17 protein-coding genes and 2 tRNA genes are annotated in these 14,857 nt (G+C 58.7%); 9 read left to right on the top strand and 10 right to left on the bottom strand.

The features are described 5' to 3' along the window. The first annotated feature begins 48 nt into the window (after positions 1-48). The 5 genes from Q7U76_04010 (at position 49) to Q7U76_04030 (ending at position 3,222) form a co-directional block, all read left to right on the top strand. Positions 49-1,251, top strand: a complete 1,203-nt coding sequence (locus tag Q7U76_04010) for a hypothetical protein (GenBank protein ID MDO8355536.1) — start codon at positions 49-51, stop codon at positions 1,249-1,251. Continuing rightward, positions 1,248-1,523 (top strand): hypothetical protein, encoded by a 276-nt coding sequence (locus Q7U76_04015; protein ID MDO8355537.1) that lies wholly within the window; start codon positions 1,248-1,250, stop codon positions 1,521-1,523. Before Q7U76_04010 ends, Q7U76_04015 begins: the two co-directional genes overlap by 4 nt. Next, positions 1,520-2,677: a zonular occludens toxin domain-containing protein gene (locus Q7U76_04020; protein ID MDO8355538.1), complete on the top strand. Its 1,158-nt coding sequence runs from the start codon at positions 1,520-1,522 to the stop codon at positions 2,675-2,677. Before Q7U76_04015 ends, Q7U76_04020 begins: the two co-directional genes overlap by 4 nt. 133 nt (positions 2,678-2,810) lie before the next feature. Further along, the gene (locus tag Q7U76_04025) at positions 2,811-3,011 is read left to right on the top strand and encodes a major capsid protein (protein MDO8355539.1); all 201 of its coding nucleotides are present in this window, start codon (positions 2,811-2,813) and stop codon (positions 3,009-3,011) included. Between the two features lie 67 nt (positions 3,012-3,078). After that, on the top strand, positions 3,079-3,222 hold the full coding sequence (locus Q7U76_04030) for a hypothetical protein (GenBank protein MDO8355540.1): 144 nt from the start codon (positions 3,079-3,081) through the stop codon (positions 3,220-3,222). Positions 3,223-3,226: 4 nt separating this feature from the next. On the opposite strand, the gene Q7U76_04035 is transcribed toward Q7U76_04030, so the two are convergent. Next, positions 3,227-3,730, bottom strand: coding sequence for a JAB domain-containing protein (locus Q7U76_04035; GenBank protein MDO8355541.1), 504 nt, complete (start codon positions 3,728-3,730; stop codon positions 3,227-3,229). Between the two features lie 271 nt (positions 3,731-4,001). Between Q7U76_04035 and Q7U76_04040 the strand changes: the two genes are divergently transcribed. Together Q7U76_04040 and Q7U76_04045 are read left to right on the top strand one after the other, a co-directional pair. Then, positions 4,002-4,328, top strand: coding sequence for a helix-turn-helix domain-containing protein (locus Q7U76_04040; protein ID MDO8355542.1), 327 nt, complete (start codon positions 4,002-4,004; stop codon positions 4,326-4,328). Next, positions 4,306-5,364 (top strand): site-specific integrase, encoded by a 1,059-nt coding sequence (locus tag Q7U76_04045; protein ID MDO8355543.1) that lies wholly within the window; start codon positions 4,306-4,308, stop codon positions 5,362-5,364. The genes Q7U76_04040 and Q7U76_04045 overlap by 23 nt, the downstream gene beginning before the upstream one ends. 44 nt (positions 5,365-5,408) lie before the next feature. Here Q7U76_04045 and Q7U76_04050 read toward each other — a convergent pair. Together Q7U76_04050 and Q7U76_04055 are read right to left on the bottom strand one after the other, a co-directional pair. After that, positions 5,409-5,484: transfer RNA gene (locus tag Q7U76_04050), tRNA-Lys, on the bottom strand. A gap of 65 nt (positions 5,485-5,549) precedes the next feature. Next, complete coding sequence (locus Q7U76_04055; protein MDO8355544.1) at positions 5,550-6,857, bottom strand: adenylosuccinate synthase; 1,308 nt, start codon at positions 6,855-6,857, stop codon at positions 5,550-5,552. Between the two features lie 254 nt (positions 6,858-7,111). On the opposite strand from Q7U76_04055, the gene Q7U76_04060 reads away from it, so the two are divergent. Together Q7U76_04060 and Q7U76_04065 are read left to right on the top strand one after the other, a co-directional pair. After that, positions 7,112-7,187: transfer RNA gene (locus Q7U76_04060), tRNA-Ala, on the top strand. 143 nt (positions 7,188-7,330) lie between these two features. Continuing rightward, positions 7,331-9,175 (top strand): ABC-F family ATP-binding cassette domain-containing protein, encoded by a 1,845-nt coding sequence (locus tag Q7U76_04065; protein ID MDO8355545.1) that lies wholly within the window; start codon positions 7,331-7,333, stop codon positions 9,173-9,175. A 159-nt stretch (positions 9,176-9,334) separates the two neighbouring features. Here Q7U76_04065 and Q7U76_04070 read toward each other — a convergent pair whose 3' ends face one another. The 7 genes from Q7U76_04070 to nuoF all read right to left on the bottom strand — a co-directional run bounded on the left by Q7U76_04070 (position 9,335) and on the right by nuoF (position 14,702). After that, positions 9,335-9,724: a PilZ domain-containing protein gene (locus tag Q7U76_04070; protein MDO8355546.1), complete on the bottom strand. Its 390-nt coding sequence runs from the start codon at positions 9,722-9,724 to the stop codon at positions 9,335-9,337. Positions 9,725-9,780: 56 nt separating this feature from the next. Then, positions 9,781-11,070 (bottom strand): replication-associated recombination protein A, encoded by a 1,290-nt coding sequence (locus Q7U76_04075; GenBank protein MDO8355547.1) that lies wholly within the window; start codon positions 11,068-11,070, stop codon positions 9,781-9,783. Between the two features lie 370 nt (positions 11,071-11,440). Then, entirely contained in the window at positions 11,441-12,088 is a 648-nt protein-coding gene (gene folE / locus Q7U76_04080) for a GTP cyclohydrolase I FolE (GenBank protein MDO8355548.1), read from the bottom strand. After that, positions 12,081-12,530: a 6-carboxytetrahydropterin synthase gene (locus Q7U76_04085; GenBank protein MDO8355549.1), complete on the bottom strand. Its 450-nt coding sequence runs from the start codon at positions 12,528-12,530 to the stop codon at positions 12,081-12,083. The genes folE and Q7U76_04085 overlap by 8 nt, the downstream gene beginning before the upstream one ends. A 121-nt stretch (positions 12,531-12,651) precedes the next feature. Beyond that, positions 12,652-12,972, bottom strand: coding sequence for an iron-sulfur cluster insertion protein ErpA (gene erpA, locus Q7U76_04090; protein ID MDO8355550.1), 321 nt, complete (start codon positions 12,970-12,972; stop codon positions 12,652-12,654). Between the two features lie 69 nt (positions 12,973-13,041). Then, positions 13,042-13,389 (bottom strand): 2Fe-2S iron-sulfur cluster-binding protein, encoded by a 348-nt coding sequence (locus Q7U76_04095; GenBank protein ID MDO8355551.1) that lies wholly within the window; start codon positions 13,387-13,389, stop codon positions 13,042-13,044. 11 nt (positions 13,390-13,400) lie between these two features. After that, a complete protein-coding gene (gene nuoF / locus Q7U76_04100) occupies positions 13,401-14,702 on the bottom strand; it encodes an NADH-quinone oxidoreductase subunit NuoF (GenBank protein MDO8355552.1) in 1,302 nt (433 codons plus the stop codon). Positions 14,703-14,857 lie beyond the last annotated feature (155 nt).

Below are 14,857 nucleotides of genomic sequence, written 5' to 3' on the forward strand. Positions count from 1 at the left end.
GTTGGAGTTCGCGGCGTTGTTTGTCTTGTGTTTCCTGGTGGGGATCGTATGCGGAAAACGCTGAGTCTGGTGCTCTATATGGCACTCGTCGAAGTCATCGCGGTCGCTCTCGTGGTGTGCCCTGTGTATGCGTTCACCGCGTCGCAGTCGACCACGGGTTATGTGCGCACGCTCAATGCCTCGGGCGCGAGTGCGATGTTCTCGGCTCAGCGTCCGGCGCAGCTGACGGCGGTGGCGAATGCGGCGTCGGCGGGGGGCTCCTCGCTCGCGATCCGTATGGTGGCGGGGCTGGGGTGGGCCGGGCTCGGTGTGGCCGCCGGGCTGCTCTTGTATCAGTTGTACTATTCGCCCGCGGATTTGCAGGCCCTCAAAGACGGGGCGACCGTGCCTGGCCCCTGGTCAATTCCGGGCTATGCTGGGCCAATCCAGACCGTCGTGTCGTGTCCTGGTGGGGCGGACTGCGCGGCGGGCTATGACCAAGCGATGACGGCGGCCTGTACCGCCGGGAATCCTGGCACGGGGTGGCAGTTTTATACGGCGACGGGCACGGCACCGAACACGGTGTGCCATTATCGGCATATTGCGGGGAGTGCGTCCTCTCTGGCGCAGCAGGCCGCGGGCGCCGTGCCCACCGCGCAACAAATCAACGACTGGCTGAGTACCATCCCTGCCAATGACCCGCTCTCTGTGCCTGCCCATACGACGAGCGCGGGAGTGGGGGTCCAACCGCAGCCGGCCGATCAGGTCGTGAATCAGCCGGTACCCGCAACGCAGGTGACGACGCAAGTGGTGCCGGCCTCCACGGTGACGCCGAGTGATGTGGTCGTCAATCCGAACGCGCCGCCTCCCGCGGGACCCCTGCCGGTGCAGAACGGCACGCAATCCACCACGACCACGACGACGACCACCACGGTCACCAACCCTGATGGGTCCACGACGAGTACCGATACGCAGACCGATACGGCGCCGGTCCAATGCAACGCGGGCAATCATGAGCAGAGGACGTTCGGTGGCATCCTGCAAGATCATCTGGACCTCTGGCAAGGGTCCGGGTTGCTCAGTGCGCTCAACCTGCTCAAGACCCTGACCTGGCCCACGACGATTCCGACTTACTCGTTGCAGTCGAATCTATTCGGGACCTTCACGCTGGATTTCTCGGCCTGGTCCGGGATGCTGACCGCGCTACGGTCCATCATCATCGCGATCGCGGGGTTCGTGGCCTACAAGATCGTCTTTGTGGGGGCCCGATGACCGCCCTGCTGAATCTCATCTATTGCTTCCTGCTCGACATGATCGCGAGCTTCAAAGACATCTGGTTACTCGGGTGGGACTCCATCTTGGGGCCGGTGGATGCGCTCCTGGCGAGCGTGGGCACGGGTGGGCTGACAGTGCCCGTGATCGCCGACCAATACGCCTGGCTGCTCGGGGCAACCGGGATGTCTCAAGCGGTGGCGATTCTTGCTGGGGCCATGGGCGTGCGGTTCCTGTTGCAGTCGGTCCCGTTTGTGCGGTGGGGCTCATGATTGAAATGTTGGAAGGCGTACCTGGATCGGGGAAATCCTACTATGCGGTCTCAGAACGGTTTCTCGCGTGGGTCCGTGCGAATCGGAAAATCTATATTTATGTGGATGGCATCTTCCTGGATCGGCTCGGCGCGTTCGAGGGGCGTACGGTCGAGGACCTCTCGACACAAATCATCGTGTGGCAGACACCCGATGACGTGCGGACAGGGCTCTTACACGTTGAGAGCGGGTCGGCGGTGATCATTGATGAAGCCCAAACGATCTTTCGCAGCCGAGAAAAGGTGGACCCTGAACTCCTGCGGATGCTCGAAACGCACCGGCATAAGGGCATCGATCTCGTGATGATGTGCCAGCAACACGGGCAAATGACGTTGGGGGTGCTGCGTCTGGTCGAAGTGACTACCAAATTCCGCCGGCTGGATCGGTTTGGTTTGAAGGGCCGCTATCAGGCTCAGGTGCGAGGCAATCCTGAGGAAACGGACGTGATCCGGATGTTCACCGGCAAATACTCGCCGGGTGTGTATGCGTACTACTCGAGTTATTCCAATGCGGCCGTTCGTGAGAGTGCGCGAGGAGGAAGCATCTTGAAAAGTCCGACATTGGTGCTCGGGGCGCTCGGGTTGGTCGTGGCGGTGGGGTGGTTTGCCTTTGGGGGGTGGCTCTCCGGGGCGAAGCCGGCACACAAGGCCGCCGTGGCGACACGGTCGCCGCCGCCTCCCCACCCTGCGACCACCCGGTCTCAGCCGGTTGTGGTCGCCTCGCCCGTGCGGCCAGTGCGCATTCAAGGCGGGATGACGACTCTCCGGGGCGAGGAAGTGGTGTGGCTTTGGGTTTCGGACGAGGGGCAGCTGATGACGGAGGAAGAGATCGCGGGGGAGTCCGGCGGTACGGTCTCCTCGCGCATGGTGCGCGGCGTGCGGATGTTGTCGGGGTCTGGGGTGATCTGGGGCGGGGCGGACGCGAAACAAATGGCCGCTGCGGCAGGGTCGTTTCCGGTGCCCGCGTGGGCGAAGCCAGACACGGAAGAGCGGGCGCCGGGTGAAGCGGTCCAGCCGGTGCCGTCTGGCTCGCCTGGTGCCGAGGTGTTCGCGACACCTCCGGGTATCATGGCCACCCCTCCTGGCATCATGTCGACACCACCGGATCTACGGTAAGAGGGACGCATGGATCAAGCAGCCATCGATGCGCTGGTGTATTGGGCGGGGGCGTTTTTCCTGGGAGGCTTTGCGGTCGGTGTGATCGTGAAGTTGTTGCTTGGGAGTATGGAGTGAGAGGGGGTGAGGACAGATGTGGAAGAAGTTGAGCGTAGTTGTTCTGGGGCTCGCGCTGATGGCTCAAGAGGCCATGGCGCAGGTGTTCCCGGTGGACGCCGCGACGACCACCACGATCACGAGCGTCAAGAGTGACATTGTGGCGTGGGGCGTGGTGTTCATTGGGGTGGCGCTGACGATTTTCGCGTACAAGCGCGTGAAGTCGTTGGTCCACTAATCGGGTCGGTAGGACGGCAGTCTGTGCACGGGCTGCCGTCTGTCCTGGCAGGAGGGGTGATTGATTGATGGTACTCGCAACCGTCGCCACAGATTTGCAGCAGTTAGGGAACGCGCTCGCAGCGGATATCATCGGATGGGGTGCCGCGGTGATCGGCATCGCGCTGACCGCGTCGGCGGTGCTGTGGGTGCTCCGGCTCATGCGGGCCTAAGCCCTTAGGCACCGGGCCAGCCTTGGTCGGCGAAGCTGTAGCAGCGGGCGTCCGTGAGGATGAGATGGTCCAAGAGGGTGATGCCGAGCAGGTCGGCTCCCTGCCGCAGACGGCTGGTGAGCACGCGGTCTTCCTGGCTCGGGGTCGTATCGCCGGAGGGGTGGTTGTGGGCACAAATCCAGGCGCCGGCGCTCATCAGAATCAGGGGCTTGAACACCTCCCGCGGATGCACGATCGACATCGTGAGGGAGCCCACGGAGACGATATTGACGCCGATGATGCAATGTTTGGCATCGAGCCCGCAGACGAGGAATTGCTCGCGATCCAGACCCTCAAAGAGCGGTCTGAGCAGATCCGCCGCGCCGACCGAGGTCAGGAGCGGGGCAGAAGGCCTGGTGGCCCGACCGTCCCGCACCAGCGTGACACGATAGCGGGGGACCGCATAGGGGTTGCCCGGCTTCGGCTGCCGGAGAAGATTCACACTGCCCTGTAAACCGTGAATGGCCATATCCGCCTCCTTCTTCATCAAGATGTTTTAGCCCCACCCTTCACAACACAGGGGGTGGGGCGTCGAAGAAGAAGGCGGGATGGCGCTCTCGCGGGGGGCAGGCCTGAAACGGGAGGGGCCCTCCGGGAGGGTGCCCGAGAAAGGCCTGGCCGCTGCTCTTCAGCGACAGCGCGCACCCACTGGGGGCTCAGTCCGAATCCGACGCCGGCGGCAACGCGGGCGCATCTTGGGGGGATGGGGGTGTCGTAAGACTCCCCCGGTTTGTATCTCTATGCTTCTGACCATCAAAGACCTGGCGGAACAACTGCGAATTAAACCAGGGACACTCTATGCCTGGGCCGCGCAAGGCAAGATCCCCTGCCGGAAGATTCATGGGTTAGTTCGCTTTGATCAACATGACATCGACCGTTGGCTGTCCTCCTTCTCCCCGCCTCAGTCCGTCCCTCTCCAGATAGGGAACCGGAGGGCGGACCATTCCGACCTGGACAGGCTAATTGCGAGCGCAAAACGCGAGGTTTATAATTCTGCCCACGGGGAAACTAGACCGAGATCAAGCCTCATCAGAAAGGGGGAGCATGATGGGGCTCTTGAAGCGTAATAAGGTCTGGTGGATGAGTTTCATGTATCAAGGGCGACAGGTTCGCCGTACAACGGGTACGACGGACAAGCGACTGGCCGAATCGATCCTGTGCAAGGTGAAGGTGCAAATTGTTGAAGGTCGGTTCTTTGAGACGCGTGAGGAGCAGGAACGCACCTTTGGAGAAATGATGGATCGGTATCTCATAGAGCGTGCGGTTCTGAAGGCGCCAAAGAGCCACCAGCGAGATTGCCAGGCCTTGAACCATCTCCGACCAGTATTTGGAACGATGGTGCTTGCCGGGGTCTCGCCGAAGTTGCTGGCGGGCTACAAGACGCAACGGCGCATAGAGAAAGCGGCCCCTGCCACGATCAACAAGGAACTCCAGCTCGTACGCCATGCGTTTAACGTGGCGATGCGCGAATGGGAATGGTGCCGGGAGAACCCCATGCACCGAGTCTCCATGGAGCCAGTGCACAATGAAGTGGACCGTTGGCTGACGGCGAACGAAGAGGAACACCTCGTAGCGTCGTCGTCGCCCTGGCTTCGAGAGATGATTGGATTCGCGCTGAATACCGGCATGCGGCAAGGAGAGATCCTCAACCTGCAATGGCAGGAGGTGGATTTTGCGCGAGGCGTCCTGATGGTGATGAAGAGTAAGAACGGCACTCGCCGGACGATCCCCTTGAATGCAACCGTGTACGAGCTGCTGGCGGCCAAGCAAGCCACGACGGGAGCCTCACGCGGTCCCGTGTTCAGAACCCCCCTCGGGAATGAACTCCAGGTACGCTACCTGGTTCGAGAGTTTTGCGAGGCGCGCGATCGGGCAGGTATTCCAGACTTCCGCTTTCACGACATGCGGCACACGTTCGCGACTCGCTTAGTGCAACGGGGAGTGGATTTGTACAAGGTACAACGTCTGCTCGGGCACAAGACCAGCGTGATGACGCAACGCTATGCGCATCATTCGCCGGAGAGTTTGCGAGAGGGCGTGAACGTCTTGGATCTGCCTCAACAGGAGCGGTTTAGCACAAATTTAGCACAAGGGCGGGTTTGAGCGGGGTTGCGAGAGCGAGGAATCTCGCAAGTGATTGATTTTTATGGTGAGCCGGCTGGGCCTCGAACCCAGGACCCTCGCCTTAAAAGGGCGATGCTCTACCAACTGAGCTACCGGCTCACTGAATGTAGGGGCCGAATTCTACCACCGACGATCGGCCTCTGCCTAGAGAGAAAATTCACCAATTACCGCGCTCGTGGGCGGGTCTTGAGGGGGTTACGGAGTATGATGGTTTCACTGCGTTTCGAACCGGTCGAAATCATATCGATGGGACATTCGGCAATATCCTCAAGGTATTGGAGATACCGCTTGGCCTCCGCGGGAAGCTGCTTATAGGTCGTCGCGCCAGTGGTCGCGCCGGACCAGCCCTTGAACGTCTTGTAGACCGGCTCGCAATCGGTCAGCGCCTGGAGATCGGAGGGCATGTCCCGGTAAAGCTTTCCCTGATGCCGATAGCCGGTACAGACCTTGAGTTCCTTGCAGCCGTCGAGCACGTCCAGCTTCGTCACGGCCAGAGACGTCAACCCATTCACTTTAGTGGCATACCGCATGACGACGCCGTCGAACCAGCCGCAGCGGCGCGCGCGTCCCGTCGTCGAGCCGAATTCCTTGCCTCGAGCCTGGAGCCCCCCGCCCACTTCATCGGTGAGTTCCGTTGGAAACGGTCCGCTGCCGACACGTGTCGTGTAGGCCTTGACGATCCCGAGCACCGCGTCGATCTTCGTCGGTCCCACGCCCGTTCCCGTCGAGGCGCCTCCGGCGGTTGAACTGGAGGAAGTGACGAAGGGATAGGTGCCGAAGTCCACATCCAAGTGCGTGCCTTGTGCCCCTTCGAACAAGACCGTCTTCTTCCCATCGATCATCTTATTGACGAGCATCACGGTATCGACGATATGGCTCTTCAGCCGATCGGCATAGCCCATATATTGCTGGAATATTTTGTCGACCTCGAACCGCTCCATCTTGTAGAGCTTCTCGACAAACCAATTGACCTCGACCAGGTTCTCTTCGAGTTTGGTTCGAAAGGCTTTCGGATTGAGCAGATCGCCCATTCGGATGCCAATCCGCGAAATCTTATCGGCATAGGAAGGGCCGATCCCGCGCCCCGTCGTGCCGATTCTGCGAGACCCCTTCGACTGCTCAGCCGCTTTATCGATGGCCTTGTGGTACGGGAGAATGAGATGGGCGCGCTGGCTGACGACAAAATTCTTTCCGATCTTCACCCCTTGAGTCTGGAGATGGTCCATCTCCTCGATCAATGAGGCCGGGTCCACGACGACGCCGTTCCCGATGACGCAGAGCGTTCCGCGATAGAGAATGCCGGAGGGGATGAGGTGAAACACGAAAGTGCCCTGGTCGTTGATCACGGTGTGCCCCGCGTTGGACCCACCCTGATAACGCACCACTGCATCGACGTCGCGAGCCAAGATATCCACAATCTTGCCCTTGCCTTCGTCACCCCACTGCGCCCCGATGACTACGAGATTTCCCATCGCCTGGAATGCCCCCCAAAAAAAGAGCCCTGGCCAGACCGAAAGCCAGAGCCGAGGGGCCATGGTAGGGATGCCTCTATCGTTTGTCAAGAACCGTGATGGGGCATCACCGGTTCGTTTTGTCCTGCGCGGTTCAGTTGGCACGAAGGCGGGAGAGCCGACCCAATCCCATTTTCTTGACTGCTGAGGGAATGCCGTGGTAGCATCACCGCTGTTTCGCAAGGATTTTCGCCTATTTCCAAGCCAATCGACGTGGGGCTGTAGCGCAGTTGGGAGCGCGCGTGAATGGCATTCACGAGGTCGCCGGTTCAATCCCGGCCAGCTCCACCAAATTTTCAGGTCAGCGGCACGGGGCAAGGGGTTAGAGGTACGAGCAATCTTCAGAAGTAGCTCCTAAGTCTCACGCCAATCCAGACTCCTCAACTCATCGCCTCTAGCCTTACGCCGCTAGCCCCTAGCCAGTCCGGGGAAACATGCTCCAAATCGAGTCAGTTTATAAACAATATTCCACGAGGGTTCTACTTGAAGGTGCCACGGCGCATCTCCGCCCCGGCTCACGGGTCGGCCTGGTGGGGCCCAATGGCGCCGGCAAAACCACGCTCTTCCGCATGATCCTCGAGGAGGAATCGCCGGACAAAGGCACCATCAGGAAGCGGCCTCGACTCCGCATTGGGTATCTCCCTCAGGAACTTGAAACCATCACGGGCAAGAACGTCCTGGACGCCACGCATCGCGATCTCTATCCAGAGCATGAGGCCGAACGCATCCTCATGGGGCTTGGATTTTCCGAGATCGACTTCACCCGTGAAGTCGAAAAGTTGTCAGGCGGCTATCGCATGCGTGTGGCCTTGGCGCATCTGCTGCTGACCAAGCCAGACGTCCTCATGCTCGACGAGCCGACCAACCACTTGGACAAACCGACACAACGCTGGTTCGAGCAATTCCTTCTGGAGTCGGAGATGACGCTGTTGCTCATCAGCCACGACACGGCATTTCTCGATCGTGTCGTCACCCACATCTGGGATCTCCGGCACCATAAGATCGAAGAATATCGCGGCAACTATACCTCGTTCCAAAAGATCCGCGCCGAGCGGGACGCGCAGCAAGAGGCCGCCGCGGGACGCCAGGCCAAAGAGGTCGCACGAGTCCAAACCTTTGTGGATCGATTCCGCTACCAGGCGAACAAAGCCAGCCAGGTCCAATCGCGCATCAAGCAGCTTGATAAGGTCAAGATGATTGAGGTGAAGCGCGATCCCAAGCGGGTGAAGTTCAAATTTCCCGTCCCCCCAGCGAGCGGCAGGCAAGTGCTCGAACTCCAGGGCGCGTCCAAGCGTTATGGAGAAAAAGTGGTCTACGAGAAAGTCGAGTGCTCGATCGAACGGGGCCAGCGAGTGGCGCTGGTGGGAGAAAACGGGGCCGGAAAAAGCACATTGCTCAAGATGCTGGCAGGCGCGCTGGAGCCGGACAAAGGCAAGCGAACAGTCGGTCATGGTGTCACGCTGCACTATTTTGCTCAGCATCAGGCCGAGACGCTGAACCCGGAACATACCATCCTGGAATCTCTCACCGAAGTGTCCAACCAGGCTGAAACGAACTTCCTCCGCGGAATTGCCGGCGCCTTTCTCTTCACCGGGGACGATCAAAAGAAACCCGTCAAGGCACTGAGCGGAGGGGAGCGCAATCGCGTCGCGCTCGCACGGATGTTGGTCGAACCGGCAAATACGTTGCTGCTCGACGAACCGACCAACCATCTCGATCCGGCGTCGGTCGATATGCTGACCGATGCACTCTCGGAGTTCCCCGGTACGATCATTTTCATTTCCCACGACCCCACCTTTCTCACCAGAGTCTGTACGCGCGTCATTGAGATCGAGGAGGGCAAGGCCCGCAGCTTCACCGGTGACTATGAATATTACTTGTGGAAGAAAGCGCAGGAACTCGAATCCATCAAGGAATCGAGTGACGACCTGAAGGGAGTGGATCGCGGAAAGACTGTTGGGCCGACCAGAGCCATGGCGTCGCAAGCCCCGGCCAAGTCCTCATCCGGAGATCGCCGTGATTTGAGCAAGGCCCAAGCCCGCCTGGAGAAGCAGCTCGTGCGGGCAGAAGCCGAGATTGCCGACTGTGAAACAAAGATCAAAGCACGGGACCTCGAACTGGCCAACCCCGCACTCTACAAAAATGAATCCACCAAGTGGAGTGCGCTGCAGATCGAGTATGACGGCTGGAAGAAGGATCTTGTGCGGCTCACGGCCAAGTGGGAAACACTCTCAGCTGAACTGGAAGACGTGAAACAAAAGCTGACGGCTTTCGCGTAACGGACGGTCTTACGAACCTAGGTAAGGGCTTAAAGAACAGGCTGCTCAAAAAGGCCGCCAGCAAGGCCGCAGCGAGTGAGGGTCCGAGGCGTACCCGTAGGGTACGTTGAGGATCTGAACGACGCGAGAACGAAGCTGGCGGAGTTTTTCAGCAGCCTGTTACACAGAGGATCTGACCGTCTCTTCGAGGTAGTAATACAACCAGCGGTTCTTCTCTTTCGTCACCAGTTCGTCCCAGACGACGCCGATCAAAAACCCCTTCTCCCACGGCTTCACCCAGGCGACTTTCCCGTCGAGACGCTCCATCTGTTCCGCGCGATCTGAATCGAGAAACGCCAACGACACCGTCACGGGCTGGGCCACCGCCAACTTCTCTTTCGTGTGCAGGCCCGCGCCGACTTTGTTGACGTTATCCAACACCGCCGTAATCGCCTTCGATCCACTCTTCGGCGAAATCAACGCGGAACCGACCAATGTTGCCCGAACAAGCTTACGCCGTTCGTTTGTCGCGGCGATCGATGCAGCTGACTTCGGACTCTGTCGTTTCATGGGCCTAAGTATAACCGATTAGAAATCTTTGTCCACCACTCTGCCAGCTCCCCTATTTATGCGTCTTTAGGCCGGTAGTACCGGCGGCCCTTGAGCGATTCAGGAAGGTGATCCTGCACCTTGGCCTGTGGATCGTCATGGACATAGCGATAACCTTTGCCATACCCAAGCCCCTTCATCATCGAAGTCACGGCATTCCGCAAATGGAGTGGAACCCCTAGATTTCCATGGGCTTTTGCATCTTCCATCGCCTCAAGCAGCCCGACATAGGAGGCATTATCTTTTGGCCTGGTGGCGAGATAGGTCGTCCCCTGGGCTAGATTGATCTGCGCCTCGGGGAGCCCCACAAACTGCACGGCTTGGGCAACCGCGGTTGCCACGACCAGCCCAGTTGGATCGGCATTCCCTACGTCTTCGGAGGCAAAAATGACCAAGCGACGAGCGATAAACTTTGGGTCCTCCCCCCCCTCCAACATCCGGGCGAGCCAATAGAGGGCGCCGTCCGGATCGGAATCTCGCAGGCTCTTAATGTAGGCAGAGATGACGTTGTAATGTTCTTCCCCGGACTTGTCGTACCGGATCGACTTTTTCATCAACGCGGCCTCCAACGCCGGCCCATCGATCACGCGCGTCCCATCAGGCCCAGCCGGCTGCTGTCTGACGACAAAATCCAGCGCGGTCAGGAGCGCCCTCGCATCCCCGTTGCCATAGGCCGTCAATCGCTGCCTGGCCTCTGGCGAGAGGCGAGCATTCCATTTCCCCAGTCCAATCTCAGGATCTGTGATTGCCCGATCCAGAATATGCTCCAAGGCCTCATCCGACAGGGGCTTGAGCACAATGAGCAGGGAACGAGACAGCAACGGTGAGATCACCTCGAAGGAAGGATTCTCCGTTGTCGCGCCAACCAGGATAATGGTTCCCCGCTCGACATGAGGGAGAAAAGCATCCTGTTGCGCCTTATTGAAGCGATGAATCTCGTCGACAAAGAGAATCGTCCGTTGACCGTTAATCGCTTGACGTTGCTCCGCGGTCTTGATGATAGCCCGCAGCTCTGGGACACCACCCGTAACCGCCGAGAAGGGCACGAACTGCGCTTTGGTATGACGCGCGACAAGATGAGCCAGAGTCGTCTTGCCGGAGCCTGGCGGCCCCCAGAAAATGACGGAAGAGAGTTGGTCTGCCTCGATCGCCCGGCGCAAAGGCCGATCCGGCGCAGTAATCTCCTCTTGCCCAACAAAGTCCGCAAACTCCCGCGGCCGCAGACGCTCGGCTAATGGAGCTTCAACGGATTTCTCTCCCTCGGGAGTCCCAAATAAATCGGGAGCCTGATCGCGTGAAGTGGTCATCTGAATCCTCAAGAATGGGGAGAATTGTATACGCCAGTCAGTCTGATCGCAAACGCCGCACACCTGGCGAACCTGGAACAGCCAGAAGTCTTCAATCAGATCGTTGCTGTCTTTGCATTAGAACTCGGGCGGTAAGCCAGATACCCACTGCCTATAGTGATTCGGAACGCGGGTGGAGCTCGTCCGTAGCCGGAATGGCTGGACTGAAATAGGAGAGAGCCTGCAGGACGTTCAAAAAGGCCGCAGCGAGTGACGGTCCGAGGCGTACCCTTTAGGGTACGGTTGAGGATCTGAACGATGTGACCTGCCTGCGCGAAGCCGCTTCGGCGAAAGCAGGGAATGCAGCTGGGCGACTTTTTCAACGTCCTGTTTAGTCGGAATCGCCGACGCTGCCTCGTCGGATCAGCTTCAGAAACTCCAGCCTGGTTTGCTGCTGGCTGCGGAAGGCGCCTAACATCGAGCTGCTGACTGCGACCGTGTTCTGCTTTTCAACGCCCCGCATCATCATGCAGAGGTGTCTCGCTTCGACGACCACACCCACGCCATGCGCATTGAGCTTGGTCTTGAGAGTTTCGGCAATCTGCACCGTCAGCCGCTCTTGGACTTGGAGTCGTCTCGCGAACATATCCACGATACGCGGAATCTTGCTGAGTCCCACCACCTTCTTATTGGGCAGATAACCCACATGAACCTTGCCGAAGAAGGGCAGCAGGTGATGTTCGCACATGCTAAAAAATCCGATGTCCTTCACGATGACCATCTCGTCGTACTCGATCGGAAAGAGCGCCCCGTTCAAGAGCTGATCGATATCTCGCTGGTATCCCTGTGTCATGAAGGCGAGGGCCTTGGCCACTCGCTCAGGCGTTTTCACGAGCCCGTTGCGGCCAGGCTTTTCGCCGAGGGCCAGCAGCATCTCGGTGACGAGAGATTGCAGCACATCCAAATCGGCCGGTTTACCGCTCCCGTTGACGTCTTCTATCTGCCGCTGATTGCGCTGCTTGACTCCCTGCTTAGCCATGCCGTCCCTCTCTGAGCACCGGGGCATGACTCGCCGACCCCGTATACTCGAAGTAATTGTCGCGTGTTTCGATGAGCCCAACCTTTTCCAGCTGCCCATTGGGAAGGTGTTTTACGAGGAGGTCCCAGATCAGCAACACCAGATTTTCCCCCGTCGTGGTGAGATCGGCAAACTCAGGATCTTGATTAAGATCCTGATGGTCGAACCGCGTAATCACCTGGTCGGCTACAGTCCGATCCAGCTGATCGAGGTCCCCCCCTTTACTCGTCGTGGTCGGAACCGTACTCTTGACGGTCACCAATACGACATAGTTATGGCCGTGTCCATTGGGATTATTGCACTTCCCAAACGCCGCCACGTTTTCAGCGGGGGATAATTGATCCGTATGCAGCCGATGAGCCGCGCAAAACCGATACCGCCTCGTCACACTCGCCTGTGCCATCGTGGATTCAGCTCACATTCATCCGGAAAAATGGAAAAGCCAGGATTGCCCACATACCGGACAATCCTGGCTTCCCCTATTCATTCAACGAAACAGCTCGCGCCACTCCAGCGCACCTTCCTTAGGCGCTGAAAGAACTGCCGCAGCCGCAGGTCGTCTTCGCTTGTGGATTCTTGATCGAAAACCCGGACCCTTGGAGGCTGTCCACGTAATCGACTTCGGCGCCCTGCAACAATGGCGCGCTCTGCGAATCCATGATGACCTTGACGTCACCCTTCTCGACTACCGTGTCGTCATCGCCCATCTTGGACTCGAAGGCCATCCCGTATTGATACCCGTGGCAGCCGCCGCCCTTCACGTAGACGCGCAAGCCGACGATATCCTTCTCTTCGACCATCAATTCCTTGATCTTCTGCTCTGCAATCGCCGTAATCGTAACCATTATGATCCTCCTCGTGTGACCAGGCCGTCCTTCGAAGACCTGCCTGGAATGGCTTAGTGTAACATCTCTTTACCGAATTTCAATACCCTGCGACTCCACCTGCGTCGTCGTAGGCGCAACCCACTTACCCTCTGGAACCAGAACTACCACGTCTCCGAGCACTTTGGCTTGGCATCCAAGCCGATGCCAGGGCTCACTGAGCGCTTCCCGATCGAGAAGATCCTGCTCATCGAAGTCGATCTCCGACAGGTTCTCGGCGCCCATCTGCACTTCAACCCGACAGGTGGTGCAGGAGGCATTCCCACCACAATCATTATTCAATGTAAACCCGAGAACCTTCGACGCGTCCAACAGGGACGTATTCGCCGGAACTTCTCCGCTCTTGCCATCAGGATGGAGAAATGTCACGCGCGGCATCGCAATCCCTCTCAGTGCGCCGTTGCACCAGCCGCCACCGGCTGATAGGGACAGCGCTGCAATCGGATATGCTCCTCGAACTCGTGACGGAACAGTTTCATGCTGCTCTGCACCAACACCGCAGCTCCGGTAACCAGCGTGCAATAACCCGTCCCCTTCACAAACCCGCAGAGCTGAAGGAGACTATCCAAGTCTTTCTGCGTCCCCTCTCCCTGCTCGATCTTGGTCATCAGTGCAGCAAGGTTAATAGTCCCCATTCGACAGGGTGGGCATTGTCCGCAACTCTCGCCTTTGAAGAAATTCGAAAAATGCAGGGTCTTCGCCACCATGCAGGTGGCATCATCGACCACGATCATGCCGGCTGACCCGAGTCCGGTGCCGGCTTTCTTGAGCGAATCGAAGTCCATCGTCAGATCGAGCTGATCGGCCGTGACCATCGAAAAGGCTGGCCCACCGGGAAACACCGCCTTGATCTTGCGTCCGCCAGGCACGCCACCACCGCACGTTTCAATGAGTTCCCGGATCGTGATGCCCATCGGCCGCTCGTACACACCCGGCTTGTTGATGGCACCGCTGAGCGAGAACATCATCGTGCCAGGGCACTTTTCCGTGCCGACCTGCGTAAACCAGGCTGCGCCTTTTTGGATGATCCGCGGAATGTTGCACAAAGTTTCGACATTGTTGACCAGGGTCGGCTTCCCGTAGAGGCCAAAGTCCGTTGGGTAGAACGGCGGCTTCTGCCTTGGCATCGCCGGCCGCCCCTGCATCGATTCGAGCATCGCCGTTTCTTCACCGGCCACGTAACTTCCATGGCCTTCGAACACTTGCAGATCGATGTCCATGCCACTGCCCATGGCATTCTTGCCCAGGAACCCTCGTTCCTTCGCCTGCGCCAATGCTTTCTTCAGATTCTCGCGTTCTTCGTGGTACTCGTGATTCACATAGATAAACGCCGCCTTGGCTTGCACCGTATAGGCCCCGATGAGGCAACCTTCGATAAGCTGGTGTGGCGCTAGCTTGAGTAGATGACGGTCTTTAAATGTGCCCGGCTCATGTTCGCCCGCATTGCAGACGAAGTAATGCTCTTTGACCCGGTGGTTGAGGACTTTTTCCCACTTGATACCGGTGGGAAAACCAGCCCCCCCGCGTCCACGGAGCCCGGCTTTCTTCAGTTCGTTAACGATATCGTTAGGACTCAGCTCTTTGACGCACTTTTCCCAGGCTTCGTAGCCCCCGATCCTTAAATAAGCATCGATATCCCAAGGAGCCCCGTCAAGCGTTTGGAGAACTCGTGGATCAGTCGCAGTCGTCATGCGCCCTTCCTTACCGGTTTAGCTCACAGTGCGGAGCGTTACTATACGGCTCCTGGCCGGCCTTCGTCAAGGTAATGGCCCGATAATAGGCCTGAATCTCAACGACTTAGGGCCAGCGGCCCATACAAAACAGGGCATATGGGCCATCTGGGCAT

Source organism: Nitrospirota bacterium, from assembly GCA_030645475.1.
In the GTDB taxonomy this organism is placed as follows: domain Bacteria; phylum Nitrospirota; class Nitrospiria; order Nitrospirales; family Nitrospiraceae; genus Palsa-1315.

What these genes read in the sequence shown, in the direction of transcription:
- Q7U76_04015 (MDO8355537.1), top strand. Translation starts at nt 1,248, where the DNA reads ATGACCGCCCTGCTGAATCTCATCTATTGCTTCCTGCTCGACATGATC.
- Q7U76_04045 (MDO8355543.1), top strand. Translation starts at nt 4,306, where the DNA reads ATGATGGGGCTCTTGAAGCGTAATAAGGTCTGGTGGATGAGTTTCATG.
- folE (MDO8355548.1), bottom strand. Translation starts at nt 12,088, where the DNA reads ATGGCTAAGCAGGGAGTCAAGCAGCGCAATCAGCGGCAGATAGAAGAC.
- nuoF (MDO8355552.1), bottom strand. Translation starts at nt 14,702, where the DNA reads ATGACGACTGCGACTGATCCACGAGTTCTCCAAACGCTTGACGGGGCT.
- Q7U76_04075 (MDO8355547.1), bottom strand. Translation starts at nt 11,070, where the DNA reads ATGACCACTTCACGCGATCAGGCTCCCGATTTATTTGGGACTCCCGAG.
- Q7U76_04010 (MDO8355536.1), top strand. Translation starts at nt 49, where the DNA reads ATGCGGAAAACGCTGAGTCTGGTGCTCTATATGGCACTCGTCGAAGTC.
- Q7U76_04070 (MDO8355546.1), bottom strand. Translation starts at nt 9,724, where the DNA reads ATGAAACGACAGAGTCCGAAGTCAGCTGCATCGATCGCCGCGACAAAC.
- Q7U76_04030 (MDO8355540.1), top strand. Translation starts at nt 3,079, where the DNA reads ATGGTACTCGCAACCGTCGCCACAGATTTGCAGCAGTTAGGGAACGCG.
- Q7U76_04095 (MDO8355551.1), bottom strand. Translation starts at nt 13,389, where the DNA reads ATGCCGCGCGTGACATTTCTCCATCCTGATGGCAAGAGCGGAGAAGTT.
- Q7U76_04055 (MDO8355544.1), bottom strand. Translation starts at nt 6,857, where the DNA reads ATGGGAAATCTCGTAGTCATCGGGGCGCAGTGGGGTGACGAAGGCAAG.
- Q7U76_04025 (MDO8355539.1), top strand. Translation starts at nt 2,811, where the DNA reads ATGTGGAAGAAGTTGAGCGTAGTTGTTCTGGGGCTCGCGCTGATGGCT.
- Q7U76_04035 (MDO8355541.1), bottom strand. Translation starts at nt 3,730, where the DNA reads ATGGCCATTCACGGTTTACAGGGCAGTGTGAATCTTCTCCGGCAGCCG.
- Q7U76_04085 (MDO8355549.1), bottom strand. Translation starts at nt 12,530, where the DNA reads ATGGCACAGGCGAGTGTGACGAGGCGGTATCGGTTTTGCGCGGCTCAT.
- erpA (MDO8355550.1), bottom strand. Translation starts at nt 12,972, where the DNA reads ATGGTTACGATTACGGCGATTGCAGAGCAGAAGATCAAGGAATTGATG.
- Q7U76_04040 (MDO8355542.1), top strand. Translation starts at nt 4,002, where the DNA reads ATGCTTCTGACCATCAAAGACCTGGCGGAACAACTGCGAATTAAACCA.
- Q7U76_04065 (MDO8355545.1), top strand. Translation starts at nt 7,331, where the DNA reads ATGCTCCAAATCGAGTCAGTTTATAAACAATATTCCACGAGGGTTCTA.
- Q7U76_04020 (MDO8355538.1), top strand. Translation starts at nt 1,520, where the DNA reads ATGATTGAAATGTTGGAAGGCGTACCTGGATCGGGGAAATCCTACTAT.